Raw genomic sequence first — 25,780 nt, forward strand, 5'->3', positions numbered from 1 at the left:
GTTCACCTCATTGGAATGCAGTCAGGCGTCATATTACCGAACAGTAGGTGCCAGGTGGCTCGGCACGCCGGACAACCACAGCACGCAGACCGTGCGACGCACATGTTTTCACCTCGGCTCTGTCCCCTGCCAGTTTCTGCGCAGCATCGCCATCTGAACCGAGTCGTAGCGTTCACCCTTCCAGGAGCGTGCCTCGGGGATCCTCGTGCACTCGGTGAATCCGAGCCGCTCCCCCGTTGCCAGCATCGCCTCGTTACCCGACCACGTTGTCATGGTGAGGACGTGGGCATTGGTGCGTCGAAAGGTGTCATCAATCCAGAGGAGTGCAGCAGCAGTGCCGATTCCCTGTCGCCGGTGAGCGGGATCGAAGATGACGATTCCCCAGTCCCACCATCCGCCGCCTGTGGGGGCGAGTTCGCCGCGGTTGACGTATCCGACCGGCTGGCCGTCGTGCTCGATAATGGCTCCGAGCCAGGTGTTGAGACCTCGACCGCTCGTGTACTCGAGGTAGGTCAGCCTGCGGGTGCGGGCGTGCAGGAAAGGCGAGTCCCACTGCTTCCAATCAGGATCGGTGAGCTCATGGCGCCAATGCCACAGCCACGGCCAGTCATCACGAGTCTCGGGCCTCAGCGTCACGGTCATGAGCCGAGTCTATGGGACGGAAGGATCCGCTTCCCCTCTGATCGACCGTCACCTGCCCGTTCCGAGCGGGAAAGCAGCCAGCGATGAATTGGGGGTTCGGCCGAGCGCCAGCGGCATGAGTCCAGTGGGGGCGCCCACACCGCACTGCGTGTCAGGAGATCGCGACCCCGACCTCTACGCGGGGCCGCTCAGCCTGACTCATGGCGATAAGCTCCTTTTCCTGGCGGGACGGACGTGCCGCCAGCAGCGCCCAGAGGATGCAGGCGAGGTCGACCAGCTCCTGCATCCACGCCCCGACGAAGGCCGGCATGACGCCGGTGGCGCCGATGAGCATGAGGACCACCGAGAAGATGACTCCGATGAGGATGGCCTGCCAGGCGATCTTCATCGTGCGCTGGCCGAGAAGCAGCAGGCGCGGGATGCGGGCGAAATCGTCGAGCATGATGACAACATCCGCGGACTCGACGGCTGCGGTCGAACCGCGCGCCCCCATGGCGACTCCGACATCGGCCACCGCGAGGACGGGGGCATCGTTGACGCCATCGCCGACCATCATGACGGGTCTGTTCGGCATCGTACTGACCGCGTTGACCTTGTCCTCGGGGAGCAGCCCGGCCCGAACATCGTCAATTCCGATCGCTGCCGCAACCCTGTTCGCCGTGTCCTCGGCATCGCCGGTCAGCATCGCCGTTGTCGGTACGCCGGCCTGGTGGACAGCGGTGAGAGTCGCGCGCGTCTCGGGCCTGATCGGATCGGACAGGTCAACACGACCGACGAGGATGCCATCGATTCCGATCCAGATGACGGTGTATCCAGCATCCGGCTCCGGGCCGGTGTCGACGCCGCCGGAATCGTCGGCGACGAACGCTCGCTTGCCGACGCGGACATGGGCGCCACCGACGACCGCGGAGACTCCCTGCGCCGGGACCTCCTGCGCCGACGATGGGACGGGGACGTCGCCGTCACGCCGCGCTGTGGCGACGATGGCCTCACCGAGAGGGTGGGAGGAGTGAAGCTCCGCAGAGGCCGCAAGGCGGAGCATCTCCTGCTCGGTATGACCGGCGAAGCAGTGCACAGCACTGACCTCCAGTACCCCTCGCGTGAGGGTCCCTGTCTTGTCGAACGCGACTGTGCGGACCTTCGAGACCTGCTCGATCGTCCCGGCGTTCTTCACGATCATGCCGCCCCGCGCGGCGCGCGACATGCCGGCCATGAAGGCAACCGGGGCGGCGATGATGAGCGGGCATGGAGTTGCGACAACGAGGACCTGGGCGAACCTCATGGGATCACCAGCGATCATCCACGCAGCACCGGCGATGACGAGGGCAATGAGGGTGAAGGGAACGGCGACTCGGTCGGCTAGCCGGACGAAGGGTGCCTTCGAGTCCTGCGCCTCCTGGACGAGTTCGATGATCCGCTGGTACTGCGACGCGCTCGCGTCCGCCGTCGCAACGACCTCGATGGCGGCGTTGCCATTGAGCGATCCAGAGAGGAGCGAGTCCCCCTCGACGTGCTCGACCGGCAGCGACTCGCCCGTCAGCGAGCTCTCGTCGATGACGGCGGTGGCCGAACTCAGCCGACAGTCAACCGGAATGGTGTCGTGGGGTCGGACGAGCAGGCGGTCGCCGATCTCGACGTCCTCGACGGGAATCGGCGTCACATCGCCCGACTCCATCCTGTACGCCACCGTCGGGGCTCCCTCGAGGAGGCTCGTCAGCTCCGAGCCGGCTCGCGCCTCGGCGTAGTCCTCGAGCGCCTCACCGCCGGTGAGCATGAGACAGACAACGAGCGTTGCCGGCACGAAGAGAATCGATCATGCCCTTGAACTGCATCGCGGCAATGACGAGGGCGATGGCAGAGACGAACCACTGCGCGCTCCGGTCCGGTCCGACGAACTCGAGGACGATGCCGATGGCCGCGGTCCCGAGGACGAGGACGACCATCGGGTAGTGCCGAAAGAAGCTGCTGAGCTTGATCATGAGAACAGTTTCGTCCAAGTTCTCGCGGATTACAACGAAGGCCAGGCTTGCCTACGCGCTGGTCAGAGCGATGGTGCAGCGGTTCCGAAAGCCGTCCATCTCACCAGCATTCCATCACTGAATGTCAGCCTCGAGGACGTCCACCTCAAGGTTCTTCGATGTTCTTCGCCGACGCGCTCCCACCAGATCGCATCCCTCGGGAGACATGACACGAGATGCGCTCCCCCAACGACCATTCTCATCAGCATTCCGGAACCACCATTCACGAGATAGTTGAATGCTCAATTATGCCGGAAGCGGAGAAATTTTGTCGCCCCCGGTCGGCCCTGTTGTCATTGACGAGGAAACTTCCATGAAAGGACAAGCATGAAGATTGGCATCATCCTCGGCTCCATCCGCGAGGGCCGCGCGGGCGCGCAGGTGGCCGAGTGGGTGTACGACAGGGCCAAGGAGCACGGCGGCGCAGAGTTCGAGCTCGTCGACCTCAAGGACTACAACGTCCCGCTGCTCACGACCGGTGTCCACCCCGCCATGGCCAACCGCGACTACGAGTCGCAGGAGGTCAAGAACTGGGGCCGCAAGATCGATGAGTTCGATGGCTACATCTTCGTCACCACCGAGTACAACCACGGAGTCCCCGGCGCGTTCAAGAATGCCGTTGACTCCCTCGCACCGGAGTGGATGAACAAGATGGTCGCCTTCGTCGGCTACGGGGCCGCCAACGGCGTTCGCGCCATCGAGCAGTGGCGCGGCATTGTCGCCAACTTCAACATGTGGGACATCCGCACCACCGTCGAGTTCAACATCTTCTCGGAGTTCACGGATGGCGTGTTCGCGCCGAACGAGCGTTACGAGGGCGAGATCACCGCGCTCTTCGACCAGCTCGTCGCCGCACACAGGGCAGCGAAGGCCGCCTGATCGCATGCGTGAGAAGGCCCTCCCACCACGGTGGGAGGGCCTTCCTCGTTCACGCGTGATGCAGGCCGTAACCTACCGCTCCGTATTCGCCCGGTACAGCAATGCCCAGCGGGTTTGGAGGGTTCTTCCAGCCGCCCTGCCTAGCGTGGAACCATGCACTTCGTGACCGCCGAACGACAGCGGCTCCTCTCGACACTCGAACGCGTTGGCGCCGATGCCCCCACCCTCTGCTCGGGCTGGGACGCGCAGGAGCTCCTCCGTCATCTGGTCCTCCGCGAGATCCACCCCCAGGACCAGATCCTCTCGAAGATCCCGGTCAAGGCAGCCGACAGCGCCCGCGATCGGATGGCTGAGATCGACGGCATGAGCTTCGACGAGCTCGTCGAAGTCTTCCGGACCGGACGACAGACCTTCTCACCGCTGAAGATCCGCCCGGTCGACCAGGCGGTCAACACCCTCGAGTACGTGATCCATCACGAGGATGTGCGGCGGGCTCAGAATCCCCCGCTCGGCCGCGTGCTCACATCAGATGAGCAGAAGGCGATCTTCGGTCAGCTCAGGCTCATGGCACAGCTTCTCCTCCTCACAGCGCCCGTCACCGTCGTCCTGCGGTCGCCCGAATTCGGCGACATCACCGCCCTCGCAACAAAGAGACACAAGACAACGGTGACCGTCATCGGAGAACCGCTCGAATTGGCACTGTTCGCATTCGGTCGAGATGCGGACGTGCAGTTCATGGGAGACCCGGGCGACATCGACCGACTGAAGACGTCAGATCGATCGATCTGATGAGACGTGCCGCGCTGTCACTGACAGGGTGACCCGCGGTTTGACTGCCGGCAGGGGCTGGTGAATGTGTAGTGGCGGGGCATGTGCCCCGCCACTACAGCTTGCGAATGTCTGCGCCGATTGACTGTTGTCAGGAGGTTTTGCGCTTCGCCGCCCTGCGCTGTGCGAGCTCATCGACAACGCCGGCGGCGGCCTCTTCCTCAGCCCGTTCGGTCGGCAGTTCGGAGAGGGAGAATTCGATCTCCTGCCAGACGCGACCCAGCGCGATGCCGAAGACACCCTGCCCGCCGTTGACGAGATCGATGACCTCGTCATTCGACGTGCACTCGTAGACCGAGGCACCGTCGGACATCAGGGTGATACCGGAGAGATCCTGGACGCCGTACTTGTTGAGCTGGTTGATCGCGACCCTGATCTGGTGAAGCGAGACTCCCGTGTCGAGGAGGCGCTTGACCACTTTGAGGACGAGGATGTCGCGGAAGGAGTAGAGGCGCTGCGAGCCGGAGCCCTGCGCGCTGCGGATCGAGGGCGAGACGAGTCCCGTCCGGTCCCAGTAGTCGAGCTGCCGGTAGGTGATGCCGACGGCCTTGCAGGCGATGGGCCCCCGGTAGCCTTCGCTCTCGTCCAGCGGCTGCTCCCCGAAGAGGGAAGGCTGGACATAACTCGGCTGTGCGGCGTCTGTCACCACGGCCTCCAATTCTTTGATCACTGAACCCAACGTTAGGCTCAGCGGGTAGCCCGGTCAATCATCGAGGCCGATATCGCATCGGCGTGTCGCGCCTCAACCTCACGTTGAGGGTCAGGTATCGAGTTCGACTTCGACGTTCTCGACGAGGAGAGCCTGGTAGAGCTTGACGAGGATGGCGGACATCTCACTCCCCTGGGCGTAGGCACGCTCACGGGCGACTGGCGACTGCTTGGCGAGCTGGGGTGCGAGTGCGGAGCGGATGGTCGCCGCGTGGGACCCAGCCGAGTTCTTCACGGCGCGCACCTGGCGCACATCCAGACCCGCATCGGTCAGCATGAGCGCGTAGCGGATGATGTCGACGGAGTGGCTCGTGAGCCGGCCGCGGGGGTCGACCTCGACGATGCCGAGCCGGGCGAACTCCTCGATGTCCTCAAGGTTCGCGCCCGTCAGGTCGGAGACCTCGCGCTTCGTCAGCCGCGTGCCGGGCTTGGGCCGGGGAAGGTCGTCGGTGCTCACGGCCCGCATGCGGCCGGGATGCTCGGCGCCGGCCTCCCCAGAGTCGAGCTGGCGCAGGAGCTCACCGATCTGGGTGAGCGGAAGGTAGCGGTCGCGCTGCTCCGTGAGGATGAAGCGGAGCCGCTCGACGTCGGCATAGGAGAAGAGTCGCTGATTCGATGAGGTCCGGTGCGGGACGACGAGATCGATCGACTCGTAGTAGCGGATCTTCGAATGGTTGAGCATCGGGAACTCCGACCTCAGCACCTCGCGGACCTCGCCGATCTTCAGGACAGGATCATGCGATACGTCGAAGGGCCACGATTCGGCCTCGCGCTCCGGCTGCCTCTGCGGTTGGGCCATCACCGGCGCTTGGGCGAATCGTGGAAGGTGAGGCGGTACTTGCCGATCTGCACTTCGTCGCCCGTCTCGAGGGCGATCTCGTCGATCCGCTCACGATTGACGTACGTCCCATTGAGCGAACCATGGTCGCGCACATAGAACGTGCCCTCGTGGCGCAGGAACTCGCAGTGCTGGCGCGAGACAGTCACGTCGTCGAGGAAGATCTCCGACTTCGGGTGACGCCCCGCCATCGTGGAATCCGAGTCGAGGAGAAAGCGCGCGCCGGAATTGGGGCCCTTCTGAACGAGCAGGAGAGCCGAGAAGGGAGGAAGCGCCTGCACAGCTGCATAATCGTCAGGCGACATGCCGATCCGTCGCGCGTCCAACTCGGCCGTGTCCGGAGATCCGGTCACTGCTGAGAACTGTGATGTTGCATCGGAATCATGTCCGCTGCTCGTCATAGCGACCTCCTCGCTCGTTATCGCTTTGTAATATCCTATCCCTTTTCACTGACGAATGCCTACGGTTGATTAACCCATCGACCAGCATTACGGGTGGTGGTGAGCACGCACCTCAGATGTGACGCGCGTACGGGGAAGAGTTAGGATACGCCCCCGAGGCTGCCGGGGACAAGTCCGCATAGCCCCAGGTCAGAGGACAATTCTGCAGGCGCCTAGCACTCGGTGCGGAGAACTCTCGACCGCTGATCGGCGGTCGAGAGCCCAGCCCGGCGACGCCTCACCGCTCCCCGACCTGGAACCGGGAGGTGTCGCGGAACGCATCCCGCACCCGTCGGTCCCGCCGCAGCGTGTCGAGTCCGTCGGTGACGATCTTCCGAAGCGCATTCGGTGCACCCGCCCCCGGACCCTCCAGCCATGCCTCGGCGTCGGCGATGCCGGCCTCCTCCTCGGGGAACAGCGCGTAGAGGATCCGCTCGGCCATTTCCTGTGTGTGCTCCTGCCACACCGGACCCGCAATCTCGAAGAACGGGTAGGACTCACCATCGAAGCGCGCAGTTGCGCCGGCGAGCAGCGCAGAGATCCGATCGTTCGAGAGCGAATCGTCGAGCGCGCGCTCGTAGGCGGCACGGCGACGACCGGGAATCGAGGCCACGGCCTGCATATGAGCGACGATATCGGCCTCGGAGGGGTTGACGAGCTCGGCGTCGAGCTCGGCCTCCGTCGCGGATCCGGTGGACGCGAGCCCGATGAGGATCCGCCACCGTTCGTCCCGGTCCCCGCGCACGGTGTCGAGAGCCTCCCGCAGGACCTGCTCCGCCTCGGGCAGCGTGGCGCCCGCCCGTGCCAGGGCCGCTCGCCATAGGTAGATGCGGTCGGCCTCCTGGTCGGCGATCGCGTCGCGCCAGGAGTCGTCGCAGATGCCGAGCCACACGGTCCGCGCCGTGTCGACGTCGACCGCGTAATGCTCGACGAGGTACTCGCAGTTGCGGATCATCTGGCCGAGCAGGGTCGTATCGGTCTCATCGTGGAAGCGGCCGACGGCCTCGACGTAGCGCGCGGGGTCGAGGCGTGCGTCCCGAACTGCCTCCCACAGCCCCGTCCACACGACGCTCCTCGCGAGTGGGTCGGCGATGCGGCAGTGGAGGAGGTGCTCGGTCTGGTGCTCATCGAGGGCGACGATCGCGTACGTGTGCGCCTCGTGGTTGGGGATGATGACGTCGCCACGGACGCTCACCGTGACCGACTCGGTCAGCTCGACGGTCTCCTCGGCGACGAGGACGAGCTCACCGCCGACCCGGCTGTAGGCGCCGACGCTCATCCGGTGCGGGCGACGGATCTCCGCGCCGGACGGCTCGTGGCCCTCCTGGATGATCGTCGAGCCCTCGACCCGCAGGATGGAGGCTCCGGTGGTGTGGAGCCATTCCTTCGCCCACGCACGCAGGTCCCTGCCCGAGGTCTCCTCGAGTGCGGACAGCAGATCGTCGAGGGAGGCATTGCCGAAAGCATGTCGTGTGAAGAAGACGCGGGCGCCGGCGAAGAAAGCCTCCTCGCCGACGTAGGCGACCAGCTGCCTGAGCGCGGCGGCGCCCTTGGCGTAGGTGATTCCGTCGAACGCCTGATCGGCGGCCTCGAGGTCGACGATGTCGGCGACGATCGGATGAGTGGTCGGCCGCATGTCATTGAGGAACGCCCATGCGCTGCGCCGTGCCGCGAACGTCGCCCAGGCCTCCGTGAACTCCGTGGCCGCCACGCTCGCCCATGACCCCATGTACTCGGCGAAGGATTCCTTGAGCCACAGATCGTCCCACCACACGGGGGTGACGAGGTCGCCGAACCACATGTGGCTCATCTCGTGAAGGATCGTATTGGCCCGCGCCGCGTGCTGGGCGCGCGTGGACTGCCCGCGGAAGATGTAGGACTCCGTGAACGTGACGAGGCCCGGGTTCTCCATGGCGCCGAGGTTGTACTCGGGGACGAACACCTGATCGTATTTGCCCCACGGGTAGGGGTAGTCGAATGCCTGCTCGAAGGCCGCAAGACCGGCGAGGGAGATGTCGAAGATCTCCTCATGATCGAGGTGCTCGGCGAGGGTGGTGCGGCAGTAGACCGAGAAGCGCGGGTCCTGCGGTGAGGTCACCCGGTGGTAGGGACCGGCAACGATGGCCGTGAGATAGGTGGAGATACGCTCCGTCGAGGCAAAGATGTGGCGCACTCCCCCGTCGACGATCTCACTCTCGACCTCCTCGCGGTTGGACAGCACGGTCCACTCCTTCGGCGCCGTGATCTCGAAGGTGAAGGAGGCCTTGAGGTCCGGCTGCTCCATGTTCGCGAACACGCGGCGGCAGTCGGCCGGCTCGTACTGGGTGTACAGGTAGACGGATCCGTCGAGCGGATCGACGAAGCGGTGCAGACCCTCCCCGGAATGCGAATAGCGGCCCCGGCCCCGCACAGTGACGAGGTTGTCGGCGGCCAGTCCTGTGAGGGCGATGCGCGCACCGTCCCACTCGACGTCGCGCTCCTCGCCGTTGACGACGACGGAGCTGACCTCGGCGCCGATGAAGTCGAGGAACGTCTCGTCCATATCGGCCGTGAAGGAGATGGTGGAGATCGTCTCGAATGTCTCCTCCCCGCGCACGTCGAGCTGGACGCGGTAGGAGTCGATGGCAATGCTGCTGCGGGCGGCCGCTTCGGCGCGGGTCAGGTTCTCACTCACCGTGCCATCCTAAGCCGGTCCCGCCGCGGTTCTCCACAGCGCACGAACGCGCCTGCCGACGAAGTCCCGCTACCACACGCGAGTCCCAGAGTCACGAATCGGTCCGACGTGCCGGTCCCAGGCGGGCGCGTCTACTATGGACCTACGAAAGAGAGGCCCACCATGATCATTGGCATCCCGGTTGAGATCAAAGACGACGAATCACGAGTCGGGCTGACGCCCGCGGGCGCGGCGGAGCTCATCGCCGCCGGACACAGCATCGTCGTCCAGACCGGGGCCGGGGCCGGAGCGCTCTGCACCGACGAGGACTACGCAGCCGCCGGTGCCGAGATTGTCGACGGCGCGGAGGCCGTGTGGGAGCGCGCCGATCTCGTCGTCAAGGTCAAGGAGCCGATCGGGCGGGAGCTCGATCTGCTCCGCGAGGGCCAGACTCTCTTCACCTACCTCCATTTGGCCGCCGATGAGGAGCTCTCGCGCCGCGTCGTCGACTCCGGTGCGACCGCCATCGCCTACGAGACGGTCCAGCTCGAGGACGGCTCCCTGCCGCTGCTCATGCCCATGTCCGAGATCGCGGGCAGGCTTGCACCCCAGGAGGCCGCCCACCTGCTCATGAAGCCCTTCGGCGGTCCCGGCAGGCTCATGGGTGGCGTGCCGGGCGTGCCGCCCGTCCGCACCCTCATCCTCGGCGCGGGCACGGTCGGCTCCCACGCGGCGAAGGTCGCGGTCGGTATGGGCGCGGATGTGACGATCATGGACATCAATACGCAGAAGCTGCGCGAACTCGACCGTGAATACGGCACGCGGATCCGGACCCACACGTCCTCGCCCGCCCACATCCTCGAAGAGGCGCGGGCCGCCGACGTCATCATCGGCACCGTCCTCATCCCCGGGGGCCGCACCCCCCAGCTCATCACAGCCGAGATGGTCCCCGAGCTCAAGCAGAATGTGCTCCTCATCGATGTCGCAATCGATCAGGGCGGCTGCTTCGTGGGATCGCGCCCCACCTCTCATCACGACCCGATCTTCCACGAGGATGGCCGGACGTACTACTGCGTGGGCAACATGCCCGGCGCGGTGCCCGTCTCGGCCACGACGGCGCTGACGGACCAGACGCTGCCCTACATCAAGATGCTCGCAGAGGGACCGTTCGAGGCGATGCGGGCCCGCCGCGATCTCGCCCTCGGCCTCCAGGCGGCCGGTGGGAGGCTCGTCGAGCCCGGTGTCGCCGAGGCCTTTGGTCTCCCGCTCGAGGACCTCGACGAGGTCCTCGCCGCCGGGCGCGACTGAGAGTCGCCTCGGGCTGTCATGCCCGACAGTTGCCAGGCTGAGACCGGCCGGTCATGCGGTAGTCGAAATCTCGACGGGCATGTAGGTTGGAGGCGTGACTAACGTGACTATCGCCATCTCCCCGGACTGGACCATCGATCTCAATATTCCTGGCATCACTGTCCTGGAATGGGATTTCAAGACGCCGCCGCCTGCGGAGCACATCGACATCGCCGTCGGTCCGCACGTCACCACCCCCGACCTGGTGGAGCGTGTGGCCGAGACGGGCGCGAAGCTGCTCCAGCTGGGCTCGATCGGCTACGACTCGATCCCACGTGACCTTCCCGAGGGTCTCGCGGTTGCGAATGCGGCTTCGGTGCACGAGACCGCCACCGCGGAGCACGCGCTCGCCATGCTCCTCTACGCGGCCCGCGACATCGACCGGGTCACTGCCAATCAGCGCGAGGGCCACTGGGAGACCTTCCATACCCTCGGCCTGGCCGACACGAAGATCGTCCTCATCGGCATCGGCGGTGTCGGCAGCGCGATCGCCCAGCGCCTGGCACCCTTCGAGACGACCGTTCTGCGTGTCGCCCGCCGCGCACGCGAGGACATGTACGGCAGGGTGTATTCCCTCAAGGACCTTCCCGAGCTGCTGCCGGAGGCCGATTCCGTCATCGTCGTCGTCCCCCTCAACGAATCGACCGAGAACCTCGTCGACGACGAGTTCCTGTCGTCGATGAAGGACGGGGCGATCCTCGTCAACGTCGCTCGCGGCAGGGTTGCCGACACGGATGCTCTTCTCAAGCACGCCGACCGCCTGAAGATCACGCTCGACGTGACCGACCCGGAGCCGCTGCCCGATGGTCATCCGCTCTTCGAGGAGGCAACCCTCATCACCCCGCACATCGGCGGCAACACGGACGCAATGTATTCACGGATGAACAGGCTGGTCCGTCGCCAGGTCGGCAACTTCATCTCCGGCGAACCATTCGTCAACGTCGTCCTCGGCGACAAGGTGCCGTAGGAGAATGATGTGGGGGCTGGGTCTGCCGTTCGCGGCGACCCAGCCCCTTTCTCGTCCCATGAACCAGTGCCAGTCCCACGCCGGCACCCATGCTCGGCCGCGCCGGCCGATGCCGGCGGCCGAGCAGATCGGGCACTGGCGTCGCCGGCTCAGCCGGTGATCTGCAGGAGGGCGTTCTCGATGAGTTCGGGCATGGCCGGGTGGATCCAGTACTGGGTGTCGACGATGTCGCGGACTGTCTGACCCGTTGACATCGCCTGGATGAGGAGCTGGATGAGTGTCGGGGCGTGGGGGCCCATGATGTGGGCGCCGAGAATCTCGGTCGTCTCCCGATCGGCGATGATCTTCGCGAAGCCGGTCGTGTCCTCCATCGCCCAGCCGTAGGCGATCCCCGCATACTCCTGGCGGGCCACGATGATGTCAAGGCCCTTGAGCTGTGCCTCCGCCTCGGTCATACCGACAGCGGCGATCTGCGGATCGCCGAAGACCGCGTGCGGCACGAAGCGGTGGTCGGTCGCCTTCATCGCATCCGGGTGGAGGAGGTTGTGGCGGACCGTCTTCGCCTCCTTGTTGGCGACGTGCTTGAGCTGCCAGTCGGAGCTGATGTCACCGAGGGCGAAGATGCCGTCCATGACCTCGCCCTGCGGGTCGAGGACCCGCTGGTAATCGTCGACCATGACCCTCCCGTCGGGGTGGGTGCCGATGCCGGCGGCGGCCACGTCGAGAGTGTCGGAGTTCGGGATGCGGCCCGTCGCGACAAGCAGCTCATCGGCCTCGAGGGTCTCCTTGGCATCGCCCACCCGGCCGGAGACGAAAACCCGGCCATCACGGCGCTCGACACGGCCGGTGCTGAACCGGAGCTTGACCCTGTACCGGCCTGAGGCGATCTGGGTGTACGCGTCGGCGATGTCGCGGTCGTGGTGGCGCAGGAGGACGGGGCTGCGGGCGATGAGGGTGACGTCGACGCCGAGGGAGGAGAAGATGTGCGCCATCTCAGCGCCGATGAAGCCCGATCCGATGATGATCATCGAGCCGGGCAGCCGCTCCATCCGCATGACCGAATCGGACGTGAGCGGATTCGACTCCGCAAGGCCGGCGACCGCGGGGAAGGCGGGCCGTGAGCCCGCGGCGATGACGATCCGGTCTGCCGTGATCTCCCGGTCACCGTCTGCGGTTGCGACGACCATGCTCTTGGGCCCCGTGAACCGACCAATCCCCTGGTAGACGGTGAGGTTCCGATTATCCTCATGGACCTTGCGGTACTCCTCACCGCCCGCGGCGATGGGATCGATCCTGCCGAACACTCGATCCCGGATCGCGGGCCAGTCGACGCAGTCGAGCGTCTCGCTCACCCCATACTTCGGCGCCCGTGCCGGTGTGTTCGCGATCTCCGCGGTATAGGTGAACATCTTGGTCGGGATGCAGCCCGCGTTGAGGCAGGTTCCGCCGAAGAGGCCCTTCTCGACAAGGGCGATCGAGAGGTCGTCGAACTCGGGCCCCGGCAGTGAGTTGCCGGAGCCTGTGCCGATGATGAGGAGGTCGTAATGCGTCATGGCTCCAAGCCTAACCAGAAAGGCCGAAACGCCCCGTACCGTTCCTCTCAGAGCGGGCAGGGCTCAGTCGGCGGACCCGACGAGCGCCCGGGTTGCCGGGTGAGCGGGCGAGTCGAGGACAGCGTCGCGCTGACCGATCTCGACGATCCGGCCATCGGCCATGACGGCGATGCGGTCGGCCACCTGGCCGATGACGGCGAGGTCGTGGGAGATGAAGAGCTGGGTGAGCCCACGCTCCCTCTGCAGGCGCGTGAGCAGGTCGAGGATCTCGGCCTGGACGGTGACATCGAGGGAGGACACCGGCTCGTCCGAGATGAGGATCGCCGGGTCCGTGGCGAGCGCGCGGGCGATCGCGACACGCTGCCGCATCCCGCCCGACAGGTGGAGCGGCCTGCGGTCCACCGTCTCGGGAGGCAGGCCCACATCGGCCAGCAGCGCCCGGACCTGCGCTCGCAGCTGCTCTGAGGCCCGCCGCCAGCTCGGGACAGCCCCATTCGAGGCCGCATCCGCCAGGATCGAGCCCACCCGCACGCGCGGATCGAACGAGGACAGGGCGTCCTGGTAGATGACGGAGATACCGGCGCGGCGCTCGCGGCGCTCACGCTCGGGCACGCTCGACCACGGCTCCCCGAGGAGCGTCACCTCTCCCCCGGTCGGCGTGTCGATTGCCAGCAGGAGCCGCGCGAGGGTCGTCTTGCCCGAGCCGGACGAGCCGACGAGTCCGAGGGTCTCACCCCGGTAGACGGCCAGGTCGACTCCGTCGACCGCGGCGCGGTCGGGCGCCCCGCCACGTCCCGGGAAGACCCGGTCGAGGGCCTTCGCCTCGAGGACGGGTGGGGCGGGCGGCAGGGGCGGCTTCGTCGACCGGGTCGGCACCGCGTCGATGAGCCTGCGAGTCGTGGGGTGGGTAGGAGAGTCGAGGACCGCGGGGCCCGACTCGATGATCCGCCCGCCCTCCATGACGCACACATCATCGGCGATCGCCCGCGCGATCCCAAGATCGTGGGTGATGAGGAGGAGGGCCTTGCCGGAGTCGCGCAGGCCGGCCAGCAGTCGGACGATGCGGTCCTGGACGCTCCGATCGAGGGCGGTCGTCGGCTCGTCAGCGATGATGATCGGTGGATCGGCGGCGACGGCGGCGGCGATGAGGGCGCGCTGGCGCTGGCCGCCGGACAGCTCGACGGAGCGCTGCTGCGCACGATGCACCGGGTCATCGAGGCCCACCCTCTCGAGCAGCTCGAGGACGCGGCCGGGAATCTCGCCGGGCGTGAGGTCGGTGTGGAGGCGGAGGGTGTCGGCGACCTCCCGGCCGATGGGGCGGAGCGGGTCGAGTGAGACGAGGGCGTCCTGGAGGACGAGCCCGACGCGGCCACCGCGGACCTGTCGCCACGACCGGGTGCTGGCGCCGGTCATGTTCCGCCCGTCGATCGTGAGCTCGCCCGTGACGGTGGCGCCGCCACCGGCGAGGCCGAGCAGCGCCCGAGCGGTGACGGACTTGCCGGAGCCCGACTCCCCGACGAGGGCGAGGCACCTGCCGGGGACGAGATCGAAGGACACGTTCGTGACGACGGGCCTGTCGAAGGCGACGGAGAGGTCGCGGACGCGGTAGATCGGCTCCATTAGGCCCTCCTCGAGGCTGCGGCGATCGAGCGGGAGAGGACCGTCGTCGACACGGCCGTGAGGATGATCGCCAGGCCCGGGAAGAAGGTCATCCACCACGCGCTCGACGTGAGGTAGGTGCGTCCCGCATTCATCATCGCTCCCCATTCGGGTGACGGCGGCGCGACGCCGAGCCCGAGGTAGGACAGGGACGCCGCCCACACGACCCCCTGGCCGACGCCGAGGGTGGCGATGACGAAGAGGGGGACGACGAGGTTCGGCGCGATTCGTCGGGCGAGGATCTGACGGCGGGTCCTGCCCAGCGCACGGTCCGCCTCAACGTACCCGGACCGGACGATCTTGATCGTCTGCGTGCGGATCATCCTCGCGTACCCCGGCGCGGAGGCAAGACCGACCGCAATCGTCGAGGTGATGACGCCGGGGCCGACAATGGTGATGAGGAGGAGGGCGAGGACGATGCCGGGCAGGGCGAAGAGGACCTCGATGAACCGGGACAGGGTGAAGTCGAGCCACCGCGGCCCGAGCGCCGCACCGACCCCGAGGAGCGCGGCGAGCGCGAGCCCGATCCCGGTGGCCGCGACGCCGATGATGAGAGAGTCCCGGGTTCCGTGGACGACGCGGCGGAACGTGTCCCTGCCCGACTCGTCGGTGCCGAACCAGTGCTCCCAGCTGGGCGGCTGGAAGCCCGCACCGGGGTCGACCGCGAGGGGATTACCGGGGGCGATGAGCGAGGGGGCGACTGCGCTGACGAGGAGGAGGGCGAGGAAGCCGAGCGACAGCCACCCGCCCACTCCCAGGCCGCCGCGGGAGCGGGCCGTCCGCGTGAGGACTACGGTGCTCATGCGGGCCTCCGCACCCGCGGGTCGATCGCGGCCTCGGCCACATCGACGAGGAGCATGACAGCGACGTAGACGGCGGCGATGACCATGAGGATCCCGATGACGAGCGGCATGTCCCGCACGCTCACCGCACCGAGCAGGGTCCGGCCGATGCCCTGGCGGGCGAAGACCTCTTCGACGATGACGGCGCCCGACATGAGGGAGCCGAACGCCCACCCGGCGAGCGAGACTGCGGGCAGGACCGCGTGGCGCAGCAGGTGACGGGCGAAGAGCCCGATTGTCGACTCACCGCGGGCCCTGGCCGAGGTCGTGAAGGGCGCCTCGAGAGCGTCGAGCATCGACTCGCGCATGATCTGCCCGAGGAAGCCCGCCGTCGGCACGGCGAGCGTGAGGGCGGGGAGGATGAGGGAGTCGAGGCTGTCGGTGCTGACGGGCGGCAGCAGGCCCAGCCACGTGGAGAAGATGACGATGAGGACGATGGCGAGGGCGAAGTGCGGCAGTGCGGCGGAGACCACCTCGATCATCGACATGACCCGCCACGTGCGCCGGCCGAAGACGCTGATGAGTGCGAAGATCAGTGCCATGACCCACGCGAGGGCGAGGGCGGCCAGCGACAGGGTGAGGGTGGACGGCAGCTGCTCACCGATGAGCTCCGTCACCGGCCGGTCGTAGGAGAAGCTCGTCCCCCAGTCGAAGGTTGCGATCGCCTTGAGCTGGACCCAGTACTGGACGAGGAGCGGTTGGTCGAGGCCGTGCGTCTCGATCGCGAGGGCGACCGCCTCCGCACTCGCGTTCGATCCCGGGCCGAGAATCGCATCGACCTCGTCGCCCGGGACCGCCTTGAGGGCGAGGAAGACGATGGTGGCGACGGCCCAGAGGACAAGGATGAGGCCCCCGAGCCGCGCCAGCAGGTATCGGACGACCGGCGGCACGCCTAGTCGACCCAGACCTCGTGGAACCACGGTGCCGACAGGTTCGTCTCGAGCCGGAGCCCATTGACGCTGTCGCGGTGGAGGATCCTCGTCTGCCAATCGTAGAGCGGCATGACGTACGCGCCATCGACGATGATCTGCTGGGCCTCGGCGTAGAGCTCGGCCCGCTCATCCTCATCCGTCGTCTGGTTGGCGCGCTCGAGGAGCGAGTCGAGCTCCTCATCGCGGACATTGATGTTATTGGCGTGGTAGCCGGACGGAGCGGGCTCGATGCCGTCGGAGTGGAAGATGATGCGGAGCACGTCGGGGCTCGACTTGCCGTAGGGCGCGGTGATCGCGTCGAACTCCCATGCCCCCGCCGCCGCGTACCAGCTCGACAGATCCATCGGATCAAGGGTGACATCGAACCCGACATCGGCTGCCTGGGACTGGATCTGCTCGAGCAGAGACTGCTCGGCGGGGATCGACTGGTGGGTCGAGACGGGGATGCGGACAGTCAGCCGCTTCCCATCCTTCGTCCGGACGCCGTCGGAGCCCATCTCCCATCCGGCCTCGTCGAGGAGGTCGGATGCGAGCTGCGGGTCGTAGTCGTACGCCCCGTCGTCGTGCGTCGTCCCATGCGGCGTGCTCGAGGCGAGCAGGCTCGTTGTCCGCTCCGCGGTGCCGAAGAAGAGCGTGTCAACGCCGGTCTCGATGTCGGAGGCATGCATGAAGGCGCGGCGGACGAGCGGATCGGAGAACGTCTCGCCGCCCGTGTTGAGCTCAAGGCGAGTTGCTGCGCCGGAGCGGACTCCGACGAGATCCTGGATCGGCCCGTCCGCCCGGCGGGCCTGGGCGATCGTGTCGGGCTGTGCGGAATCGATGACGTCGACCTCGCCGGCCTGGAGTGCGGCGTAGCGCGAGGCCGCATCCGGCATGAAGCGGATCGTCAGCGTGTCGAGCAGGGCTGGTCCCTCATGCTCGGCGGTGGCCGGTGCGCTCGTGTATCCCTCGTTGCGCGAGTAGGTGATCGAGTGCTGCCTGTTCCACTCCTCGACAACGAACGGACCGGTCCCGACCGGTGCCTCGCAGTTCTCCTCCCGGCTCCGCTCGAGAGCGGCGGGCGACTGGATGCCGAGCCAGGTCTGGGCGAGTGACTCCTTGAGCGCGGCATCGGGCTCCGACATGTGGAACACCGCCGTGTGGGCGTCGACGGCCTCGACCTCGTCGACGTGCTCGACGGCGAGATACCCGGTCGAGGATTCTGTTGCGGGGTCCTGGAGATGCTCGATGTTCGCCTTGACCGCCTCGGCGTCGAAGGGCGTGCCATCCGTGAACTCCACCCCCTCCTTGAGGGTGAAGGTCCACGCCATGCCGTCGTCCGACATCTCGCCGGACTCGGCGAGCCACGGCTCGACCTCGCCGTCCTGAGTCATCGTGAAGAGGGATTCGACGACGTGGATGCCGGCGATCTTCTGCGGCATGTTGCCGCCAACATGCGGGTCGAGACAGGTCGGCTCGGCATCGCCCGTCGCGAAGGTGAGGTTCCCGCCCTCAACGGGCTCGCCCGAGGCCCCGTCCTCCTCCGCTGCCGTGCCGCAGCCTGCGAGGACAGCTGAGGCGGCCGCGATGGCGGCGATGGACGTGCGGCGGAGAGTGAACATGACATCATCCTTGATGGGCCTGCTGGCCCGAACGAACCTGTAGAGACATGTGTGATTATAGGCCGGACAATTCGCCCACTCCTCCCCCGCCCGAACGGTGGGCAGAGACAGGCATCGCGAACAATGTCGGTCGGCTCGCCTCCGTACCCGATCACCCAGCATGGGCCCCGTCGGCCCATGTGGATGACCCTCACTGCTCCGGCGTGACCTATGGGCCCATGGATGAACGAAACGAGCCACGCGCCGCCAGACTCCTCGAGGGGTGTCTGCGCCTCCACCTGACAGTGAGATCTGAGTCACCTAGGCTGGCACGATGGCGACCACGACTATCAGACACAGCCGACCGCTCTCGATCGCAGTCACCGTCATCGGGCTGCTCCTCATCATCATCGCGGCACTCGGCGACATGCCCATCAACTACGCGATCGGCGGCGTCATCGCCATCATCGGCACGCTCCTGCTCGTCCAGCCACTTGTCGAGCTCGAGAGCTACGAGGTGAGGTCCAAGAGTCCCGGCGGCATGACGAGAGGTACCTACCCCGTCCGCTATCCAGGCGACCTCGACATCCGCGACGGAGGCCTGTGGCATGTGCCGACCGGCAGGCGCATCGCCAGTCTCGGCCTCAGCGCCCACCGGCCCGATGTCGAGGCGCTGGAGGCCATGATCGCCGAGAGCTCACCGGACGACTACACCCCGCCCGCGGGCGCCGACCAGAAGCCGGAGTCGATGCGCTACCGGGAGCCGCCCCAGCCGGATCCGTTCCTCGGCGGGCCGGGATGGGGAGGTGCCCCGCAGAACCCCGGTGGCAGGGACGCCCCGACCCCGCACGGAGAGGACCCGCCCCCACACCGCGCGCCGGGCGAAGAATCGCCTGGCCCGTTCCCCCGCTGAGAACCGAGGTGCCCCGGGCGGCACGGTGACGGCAGTACCGACTCGGGCAGGGTTCGGGAGCATATTCCTCTCTCGGATTGCTCCGCCGGAGGGGTATAGCGTAGCGGTATGAGTCCTGGACATCTCCACGTCATCACGGGCCCGATGTTCGCCGGGAAGACCGCCTCCCTCATCGCCGAGATCGGGCGGCTGCGGGCGGGCGGCACCCATCCCGACATCCTCACCCACGCAATCGACGATCGCCGGCGGATCGGCGACATCTCGACCCACGATGGTGATGCGCTTGAGGCCCGTGCGATCGCCTCGGCCGATGACATCGTCCGAGCCGTCACATCGGATGCCGTCGCCATCGATGAGGCCCAGTTCTTCGGTCAACCACTCGTCCCCGCTGTCGCCCAACTGCTCGACACCGGCAGGCACGTCATCATCGCCGGCCTGTGCGTCACCTTCGACGGGCGCCCGTTCGATCCGATACCAGAACTCATGGCTCTCGCCGATCGGGTTGATAAGCTCGTGGCCCGATGCGACATCTGCGGGGCACCCGCCCCCTATCACCTGCCCGTGCGCCAGGGCCTGGGCGATCCCCTCGCCATCGAATCCGGCCAGGTGGGCGGCGCCGAGTCCTACGAGGCGCGCTGCCGACTGCACTTCGGAGTCTGACTCGCGCTCGGCCGCAGTCCGTCCACCTGGCAGTCAGTCCCTGCCGCCGCTCCGAGTCAGCGCCTTCTCGATCTCGACGACGAGGAAGACGGCGATGCCGACCCCGATCGGGACGAGCCAGCCGACCCAGCCCACGGACTGGGAGGAGAAAGCCGTCTGCATGACGGGCAGGTGGACAAAGCCGATCTGGAGGAGGATCATGACGCCGATGCTCACCCACGAGAGCGGGTTCGTCGTGATGAGCTCCCGTCGGATCGACGAGGTCCTCGTGAATCGGCTGGCCAGCAGGTAGAAGATCTGCCCGACGACGAGCGTATTGACGGCAACGGTGCGCGCGTAGTCGACGCCCCACCCAGCCTCCATCCCGAGGACGAAGACCGCGATCGTGCTGCCGCCGATGAGGAGGGAGACGTAGGCGATGCGGAGGACGCCGGAACGGGGCAGGATCGAGCCGCCCGGCTGTCGCGGGGGCCGCTTCATGATGTCGGCCTCGGCCGGTTCGAACGCGAGTGCGAGCGAGAGCGTCACGGCCGTGATCATGTTGACCCACAGCACCTGCACGGGGGTCAGCGGGAGAGTCAGACCGAGGAGGACCGCGGTGAGGATGACGAGACCCTGGGCGCCGTTGGTCGGCAGCATGAAGATGATGGCCTTGCGCAGGTTGTCGTAGATGGTCCTGCCCATCTCAACCGCTGCCTCGATCGTGGCGAAGTTGTCGTCCGCGAGGACGATGTCGGCCGCGTCCTTTGTCGCCTCGGTTCCCTTGATGCCCATGGCGACGCCGACGTCGGCCTGCTTGAGTGCGGGCGCGTCGTTGACCCCGTCGCCCGTCATAGAGACGACCTCGCCGTTGGCCTGCATCGCCCGCACAAGGCGGAGCTTATGTTCGGGGCTCGTGCGGGCGAAGATCTCGTGCTTACGCACGATCTCCCGCAGCTCCTCATCGTCGGCGGCCTCGAGCTCAGCGCCGGTGACGGCCCGCTGGTCCTGGCCGATCCCCATCGCGTGGCCGATCGCCGTTGCCGTGCCGGCGTGGTCGCCGGTGATCATCGCGACGCGGATGCCGGCCTGCCGGCAGAGGCGGATCGCCTCGATCGCCTCGTCGCGGGGCGGGTCGATGATCGCATAGAGGCCGACGAAGGTGAGCTCCTCGACGTGGTCGTGGTCGAGGCCGTCCGTGTCGACCTGTCGGATCGCGGCCGCGAGCAGTCGCAGGCCCCGCGAGGAATACTCGTCGATCTTCTGCTCCCAGAACTCCCGGTCGAGGGGCTCCGACGAGTTTGGTGAGAATCCTTGGGTGGTCGACCGGTCGAGCAGTCGGTCCGGTGCACCTTTGACGTGGACCCAGCTCTGTCCCTCGTGGGAGTCGAGCGTCGCCATGTACTTGTAGGTCGAGTCGAAGGGCACCGAATCGATTCTCTCCTGAGGGTTATCGAAGTCCGCCTTCATCGCGAACGTCCGCAGCGCCCCGTCGGTCGGCTCACCCGACAGTGCCCAGGAGCCGTTCTGCTTCGACACGGTCGAGTCATTGGCGAGACCGGCGATCCGAACGAGAGTGCCCAGCCCCGCATGATCCTCGATCCGGACTGCGTCGCCGTCGAGGGTGATCGCGCCCTCCGGAGCGTAGCCGGTGCCTTCGACCTCATAGTCATGGTGTGCGGTGATGACTGCCTGGACCGTCATCTCATTCCTCGTCAGCGTCCCGGTTTTGTCCGTACAGATCGTTGTGACGGAGCCGAGCGTCTCCACGGACGTCATCCGCCGGGTGATCGCGTTCCTGCCCGCCATCTTCTGCACACCGAGCGCGAGAGTGATCGTCAGAACAGCCGGGAGCCCCTCCGGGATCGCGGCAACGGCGAAGCCGATCGAGGAGAGCACGAGCTCGCTCCACGAATAGTCGTAGAGGAGGCCGATGCCGAACATGGCGACAGCGAGGACGACGACAACGATCGCGAGCCCGCTGGAGAATTTCGTCATCTGCTTCGTCAGGGGTGTCTCGAGGGACTCGACCTCGGACAGCATCGTCGAGATCCTGCCGATCTCCGTATCCTCCGCGGTACCGACGACGATCCCCGCGCCGGCGCCGGCGACAACCGTCGTCCCGGAGAACGCCATGCTCGAACGGTCCCCCACCCCCGCATCGGCCTCGACCGGGTCGGTGGATTTGTCCACGGGCTCGGACTCACCTGTGAGGGCGGCCTCGTCGACCCGCAGGCTCGAGACCTCGGTCAGCCTGATGTCGGCGGGGACCCTGTCGCCCGCCGACAGCCACACGACATCACCGGGCACGACCTGTTCGGCGGGGATCTCAACCCATGTGCCATCCCGCCTGACATCCGCACTGAGGGAGAGCATCTTCCTGATCCCCTCGAGGGCGTCCTCGGCACGGCCCTCCTGGATGAAGCCGATGACTGCGTTGATGATGACGACCGCGAGGATGACGATCGTGTCGACCCAGTGTCCGAGGATGGCCGTGAAAGCGGCCGCGCCGATGAGGACCCAGATCATCGGATCATTGAACTGCCGAAGGAGCCGAGCGAACGCGGAGTCCTTACCCGGCGGCGCCAGCTCATTGAGGCCGACTGCCTCAAGCCGCTCGGCCGCCTCATCGCTGCTCAGACCTCCGGTGCCAACGCCGAGCCTCTCGGCCGCCTCGTCAATCGTCTCTGCGTGCCACTGCGCCGCTGACTGCCCTGTTCTATCCATGGATGCTCTCATCTGCCCTCTCACTCGCGCCTTCACTGGCCTGCCTGCATTATCCCGCGGCGACCGTGGCTTACCGTGGCAGGGACCTGGATAGAGGCTGAAGCGTTTCGGGAGACGCACCATGGCTGGTCCGCGAGCGCGGGGGCTGGGTGCGACAGCAGGTGCGAGGACCTTAGGAGTATTCCGCGGATCGTTGGACTGTCAGTCGGTGTGTCTCCTCAGCGACGCCACCGCGCGGTCGATCCGCCGGGGCAGGTCCGCTGTCGCTCCCTCCGGCAGGTCGGCGATCGGCCACCAGGCGACGTCCTCGCTCTCATCACTGACAGCGATCGGCGTCAGCGGGTCCGCGAGCGCGGTGAAGCCGATGTCCCAGTGGGTGCGGCAGGTGAAGCCGCCGTGCAGATCGTGCCGGTCGAGGTCGGCCACTCCCCCGATGAGGCGCAGTGTGTCGATGCCGCTCTCCTCGCGGGCCTCCCGCAGGGCGGCCGCCTCGAGGGACTGATCGGCGGGTTCGAGGTGGCCGCCGAACTGAACCCAGAACTGGCCCTTGCGGTGGTGGGTGAGGAGGATCTGGTCAAGGTCCGGTGACAGGACGAAGCAGCTTGCCGTGATGTGATGGTCGGCGAGACCCTTCCACAGCATCGCCTCGCCGCGGCCTGCGACGGCGTCGGTGTAGGCGTCGCGCAGCTGCCGCTGGTGGGTGTCGGCGGGATGGAATGACTGCAGGTGTGTGAGGACGGATGCGTGCACCGGCTCAGTGTAACTCTGCGTCCAACTGCGCTGTGCGCTCGTGGCAGTGTGGGGACAGGTCGGGGGCGCGGGTCCGCGGGGAGCAGGCCGCACCCTCACGGCGGATCGCCGCGGACTGGGGCACTCAGTGCATGGGTGGCGGCTGATGCTCCCGGCTGACCGGTTGCCGGAGGAGGGTGCGAAGCCTCTCCGGGGCGGTGCGGTCCGGATCGCTGAGGTAGATCTCGTGGTGGCGGCCGCGGAGGGTGAGGCCCTCCGCGGGGAGGAACTCCCTGTGCATTCTCTCCAGGATGGGCCCCTCCTCGTTGTAAGGGCCGATGTGGAGGGTCTGGACGCACAGGCCCTCGTCGAGTATCTCCCACCTGACACGGTCAAGGGCGGCCGGGGCGTCCTTCTTGGCTCGCACGTGGTCGCGTGCCTCCTGGGCGTCCTGCTCGGTGACCCAGTCCGGCTGGGCGATCATGAGGGTCCACTGCCAGGCGTTTCTGTCGAGCCGGTCGGTGAAAACGGAGTAGTCATCAGCCCACCACAGGGCCTCGAGTGGGCCAACGACGAAGTCCTCGCCGCGAGCTTTACAGGCGAACTTCACCGTGTACGCCGTCGGGTACAGCGCCCCGACGCCATCGCGGAACTCCGTCGAGGTTGTGGGGTCCCCCGCGCCGTCGACCATGAGGTAGGCAGTGGCTGGGACCTCGAGGATCCGGAACTGGCCGGCCTTGGCTCGATAGTGGTCAAGCTTCTTCATGTCTGCTTTCACAGCCGCTCCTTCCCTGCTGGTGCATTCAGCGTAGGCCTGCTTCAGTGCTGCGTACAGATCGTTCGCAGCCGACGCAAGGATGCGAGGACCTGGCATTGGCGTGGCCGGTGGGTGCCCTGCCACTGGGGGTCGATACGCAGCCGTGAGGGAGCCTCGCGCCCCTCGACGTGCGACCGAGGTCACGTCGTTGCATACTGGGGGCCCTACGGGCACCGCCCGGGACGCGGGACATCCCGCGCTCGTCGACAGCGAAAGCGGAGCACAATGACTGAGCATAGGTCGCGTTTGAAGAAGGGCATGGGAGGCTTCCTCCTCTTCGCCTTCATCCTGGGAGACGTTCTCGGTGCGGGCGTGTACGCCCTCTCGGGCAGGCTGGCAGGCGAGGCCGGGGGCATGACGTGGGCCCCGATCATCGTCGCCCTCCTCATGGCACTCTTGACGGCAGGCTCCTATGCCGAGCTGGTCACGAAGTATCCTCGAGCTGGCGGAGCCGCCGTCTTCGCTCAGCGGGCCTACAAGAGCCCCGTCGTCGCCTTCCTCGTCGGCTACTGCATGCTGAGCGCCGGCATCGTCTCCGTTGGTGCTCTGGCGATCGCGTTCACGGGCGACTACCTGTCGGCGATCATGCCGGTTGCTGTGCCGATCGCGGCGCCGATCTTCCTCGCCATCCTCGCGCTCATCAACCTGCGCGGCATCAGAGAGTCCGTCCGCACGAACCTTGTCATGACGATCATCGAGACCTCCGGTCTCGTCCTCGTCCTCGTCGTGGTGGCGATGGCGATGGGCGATGGCATGGGAGACACCTCCCGGCTCATGGAGACTCCCGACGGCGTCGGCACCGCGGGTGCCGTGCTCGGCGCGGCCCTGCTCGCGTTCTACAGCTTCGTCGGCTTCGAGACCTCCGCCAACGTTGCCGAGGAGGTCAAGGATGTCACGCGCGTCTACCCCCGAGCACTCTTCGGGGCGCTCTTCGTGGCCGGCACGGTCTACGTCCTCATCGCCCTCGCGTCCTCGATCATGCTTCCTCCGGACAAGCTGGCCGAGTCCACCGGCCCTCTTCTCGACGTCGTCGGCGCGACCGGTGTCGCGATCCCGAGTTGGCTGTTCAGCACGATCGCTCTCGTCGCGATCGCCAACACGGCTCTCATGACGTCGATCATGAGCTCACGGCTGGTCTACGGCATGGCGGACCAGGGGATCCTCCCGAGGATCTTCACCGCCGTCCTGCCGAACCGTCGCACCCCCTGGGTCGCGATCGTCGTCACCGCCGCGCTGTCCGCTGTGCTCGCACTCGCGGGCGAACTCCAGCTGCTGGCCGAGGCGGTCGTGCTCTTCCTCCTCTTCGTCTTCATCTCGACGAACCTCGCTGTCCTCGTTCTCAAGAAGGACCGCGTGGCCCACAGGCACTTCAGCATTCCGTCCTTCGTGCCCGTGCTCGCCCTCGGCAGCTGCGCAGTCCTCCTCACCCAGCAGGCCGCCGAGGTCTGGCTGCTCGCGGGCGGACTCCTCGTCGTCGGCGTCGTCATCTATTTTGTCGCGCAGAAGGTCGACACGAAGGATCCGAACGAGGACCTGACGTATGCGGACGTCGAGGATGAGGATCCGGTCCTCCCGAACTGAACCACTCTCTGGTGAGGTGAACCCCCAGTCGGGAGAAGTGAGTCCCAGCGGCACCTGAAGGAAATGCACGACGCATCTGACGTCCTCGCGGATCTCGCGGCTGACGGATGGGCCCGTCGAACCGCTGCGCCGTTAAGGAGCAACGATGCCCTCTCGCCGCGGCGCGCTGAGGCACGTTCTGCATGCTCGAGGCTCCGGCATGCGCCAACGACACCGTAATCGTGCGGCACCGACCTGCCTCGGCTCGCGCGTGGCCAGCGGACAGACTCTGTGATGAGAAGGAAGCAGGATCGACGTCAAATTCCGAATCGATCAGGGCTTCATAGATGCGCGTCGCCAGGGCAGACTGGTGGCACGCGCACGTCGACTGCTCGCACCAGGGTGGAATTCGGGTTGTCGCAATGGCACGCGCGCCATCGACACTGGGGAAGTCCTGCAGGAGTATCGCAGCGCCACGCGATCGAACCGAATCGTAGGTCACGGCACAA

Annotated in this window: 22 protein-coding genes; 7 read left to right on the forward strand and 15 right to left on the reverse strand. The window is 66.7% G+C overall.

Annotation, left to right across the window (positions count from 1 at the left end):
* Window positions 1–108: 108 nt before the first annotated feature.
* From EJO69_RS02585 to EJO69_RS02595, 3 genes are all read right to left on the reverse strand, one after another.
* Window positions 109–642, reverse strand: a complete 534-nt coding sequence (locus tag EJO69_RS02585; RefSeq protein WP_126038835.1) for a GNAT family N-acetyltransferase — start codon at window positions 640–642, stop codon at window positions 109–111.
* Window positions 643–793: 151 nt separating this feature from the next.
* Complete coding sequence (locus EJO69_RS02590; RefSeq protein ID WP_164519843.1) at window positions 794–2,443, reverse strand: heavy metal translocating P-type ATPase; 1,650 nt, start codon at window positions 2,441–2,443, stop codon at window positions 794–796.
* Window positions 2,400–2,621: a hypothetical protein gene (locus EJO69_RS02595; protein ID WP_126038840.1), complete on the reverse strand. Its 222-nt coding sequence runs from the start codon at window positions 2,619–2,621 to the stop codon at window positions 2,400–2,402. Before EJO69_RS02595 ends, EJO69_RS02590 begins: the two co-directional genes overlap by 44 nt.
* Before the next feature lie 366 nt (window positions 2,622–2,987).
* Here EJO69_RS02595 and EJO69_RS02600 point away from each other — a divergent pair, with 366 nt between their 5' ends.
* Both EJO69_RS02600 and EJO69_RS02605 read left to right on the forward strand, forming a co-directional pair.
* Complete coding sequence (locus EJO69_RS02600; protein ID WP_126038843.1) at window positions 2,988–3,539, forward strand: NADPH-dependent FMN reductase; 552 nt, start codon at window positions 2,988–2,990, stop codon at window positions 3,537–3,539.
* A 153-nt stretch (window positions 3,540–3,692) separates the two neighbouring features.
* Complete coding sequence (locus EJO69_RS02605; protein WP_126038845.1) at window positions 3,693–4,328, forward strand: TIGR03085 family metal-binding protein; 636 nt, start codon at window positions 3,693–3,695, stop codon at window positions 4,326–4,328.
* Window positions 4,329–4,458: 130 nt separating this feature from the next.
* On the opposite strand, the gene EJO69_RS02610 is transcribed toward EJO69_RS02605, so the two are convergent.
* From EJO69_RS02610 to pepN, 4 genes are all read right to left on the reverse strand, one after another.
* Window positions 4,459–5,013 (reverse strand): MerR family transcriptional regulator, encoded by a 555-nt coding sequence (locus EJO69_RS02610; protein WP_425454734.1) that lies wholly within the window; start codon window positions 5,011–5,013, stop codon window positions 4,459–4,461.
* A 114-nt stretch (window positions 5,014–5,127) separates the two neighbouring features.
* Window positions 5,128–5,874, reverse strand: a complete 747-nt coding sequence (gene ftsR / locus EJO69_RS02615) for a transcriptional regulator FtsR (protein ID WP_126038847.1) — start codon at window positions 5,872–5,874, stop codon at window positions 5,128–5,130.
* Window positions 5,874–6,314 (reverse strand): FHA domain-containing protein, encoded by a 441-nt coding sequence (locus tag EJO69_RS02620; RefSeq protein ID WP_164519844.1) that lies wholly within the window; start codon window positions 6,312–6,314, stop codon window positions 5,874–5,876. The genes ftsR and EJO69_RS02620 overlap by 1 nt, the downstream gene beginning before the upstream one ends.
* A 277-nt stretch (window positions 6,315–6,591) precedes the next feature.
* A complete protein-coding gene (gene pepN / locus EJO69_RS02625) occupies window positions 6,592–9,027 on the reverse strand; it encodes an aminopeptidase N (protein ID WP_126038850.1) in 2,436 nt (811 codons plus the stop codon).
* 162 nt (window positions 9,028–9,189) lie between these two features.
* On the opposite strand from pepN, the gene ald reads away from it, so the two are divergent.
* Together ald and EJO69_RS02635 are read left to right on the forward strand one after the other, a co-directional pair.
* Entirely contained in the window at window positions 9,190–10,314 is a 1,125-nt protein-coding gene (ald, locus tag EJO69_RS02630; RefSeq protein ID WP_126038853.1) for an alanine dehydrogenase, read from the forward strand.
* A 94-nt stretch (window positions 10,315–10,408) separates the two neighbouring features.
* Entirely contained in the window at window positions 10,409–11,320 is a 912-nt protein-coding gene (locus tag EJO69_RS02635; protein WP_126038856.1) for an NAD(P)-dependent oxidoreductase, read from the forward strand.
* A gap of 149 nt (window positions 11,321–11,469) precedes the next feature.
* Here the strand turns inward: EJO69_RS02635 and EJO69_RS02640 are convergent, their stop codons facing one another.
* From EJO69_RS02640 to EJO69_RS02660, 5 genes are all read right to left on the reverse strand, one after another.
* Window positions 11,470–12,873, reverse strand: a complete 1,404-nt coding sequence (locus EJO69_RS02640; protein WP_126038860.1) for a mycothione reductase — start codon at window positions 12,871–12,873, stop codon at window positions 11,470–11,472.
* A gap of 63 nt (window positions 12,874–12,936) precedes the next feature.
* On the reverse strand, window positions 12,937–14,493 hold the full coding sequence (locus tag EJO69_RS02645) for an ATP-binding cassette domain-containing protein (RefSeq protein ID WP_126038863.1): 1,557 nt from the start codon (window positions 14,491–14,493) through the stop codon (window positions 12,937–12,939).
* The gene (locus tag EJO69_RS02650) at window positions 14,493–15,335 is read right to left on the reverse strand and encodes an ABC transporter permease (RefSeq protein WP_126038865.1); all 843 of its coding nucleotides are present in this window, start codon (window positions 15,333–15,335) and stop codon (window positions 14,493–14,495) included. The genes EJO69_RS02645 and EJO69_RS02650 overlap by 1 nt, the downstream gene beginning before the upstream one ends.
* Window positions 15,332–16,264, reverse strand: a complete 933-nt coding sequence (locus EJO69_RS02655) for an ABC transporter permease (protein ID WP_126038868.1) — start codon at window positions 16,262–16,264, stop codon at window positions 15,332–15,334. The genes EJO69_RS02650 and EJO69_RS02655 overlap by 4 nt, the downstream gene beginning before the upstream one ends.
* Window positions 16,265–16,266: 2 nt before the next feature.
* Window positions 16,267–17,907: an ABC transporter substrate-binding protein gene (locus EJO69_RS02660; protein ID WP_126038871.1), complete on the reverse strand. Its 1,641-nt coding sequence runs from the start codon at window positions 17,905–17,907 to the stop codon at window positions 16,267–16,269.
* A gap of 313 nt (window positions 17,908–18,220) precedes the next feature.
* On the opposite strand from EJO69_RS02660, the gene EJO69_RS02665 reads away from it, so the two are divergent.
* Together EJO69_RS02665 and EJO69_RS02670 are read left to right on the forward strand one after the other, a co-directional pair.
* Window positions 18,221–18,799, forward strand: coding sequence for a hypothetical protein (locus tag EJO69_RS02665; RefSeq protein ID WP_126038873.1), 579 nt, complete (start codon window positions 18,221–18,223; stop codon window positions 18,797–18,799).
* Window positions 18,800–18,907: 108 nt separating this feature from the next.
* On the forward strand, window positions 18,908–19,459 hold the full coding sequence (locus EJO69_RS02670) for a thymidine kinase (RefSeq protein ID WP_126038875.1): 552 nt from the start codon (window positions 18,908–18,910) through the stop codon (window positions 19,457–19,459).
* A gap of 33 nt (window positions 19,460–19,492) precedes the next feature.
* On the opposite strand, the gene EJO69_RS02675 is transcribed toward EJO69_RS02670, so the two are convergent.
* The 3 genes from EJO69_RS02675 to EJO69_RS02685 all read right to left on the reverse strand — a co-directional run bounded on the left by EJO69_RS02675 (window position 19,493) and on the right by EJO69_RS02685 (window position 23,672).
* Entirely contained in the window at window positions 19,493–22,165 is a 2,673-nt protein-coding gene (locus EJO69_RS02675) for a cation-transporting P-type ATPase (protein WP_126038878.1), read from the reverse strand.
* Window positions 22,166–22,366: 201 nt separating this feature from the next.
* Window positions 22,367–22,915 (reverse strand): NUDIX hydrolase, encoded by a 549-nt coding sequence (locus tag EJO69_RS02680; RefSeq protein ID WP_211331478.1) that lies wholly within the window; start codon window positions 22,913–22,915, stop codon window positions 22,367–22,369.
* Window positions 22,916–23,039: 124 nt separating this feature from the next.
* Window positions 23,040–23,672, reverse strand: coding sequence for a GyrI-like domain-containing protein (locus EJO69_RS02685; RefSeq protein ID WP_211331479.1), 633 nt, complete (start codon window positions 23,670–23,672; stop codon window positions 23,040–23,042).
* A 264-nt stretch (window positions 23,673–23,936) separates the two neighbouring features.
* On the opposite strand from EJO69_RS02685, the gene EJO69_RS02690 reads away from it, so the two are divergent.
* Window positions 23,937–25,292: an APC family permease gene (locus EJO69_RS02690; protein ID WP_126038884.1), complete on the forward strand. Its 1,356-nt coding sequence runs from the start codon at window positions 23,937–23,939 to the stop codon at window positions 25,290–25,292.
* Window positions 25,293–25,780: the final 488 nt, after the last annotated feature.

Source organism: Flaviflexus salsibiostraticola, assembly GCF_003952265.1.
Lineage (GTDB): Bacteria > Actinomycetota > Actinomycetes > Actinomycetales > Actinomycetaceae > Flaviflexus > Flaviflexus salsibiostraticola.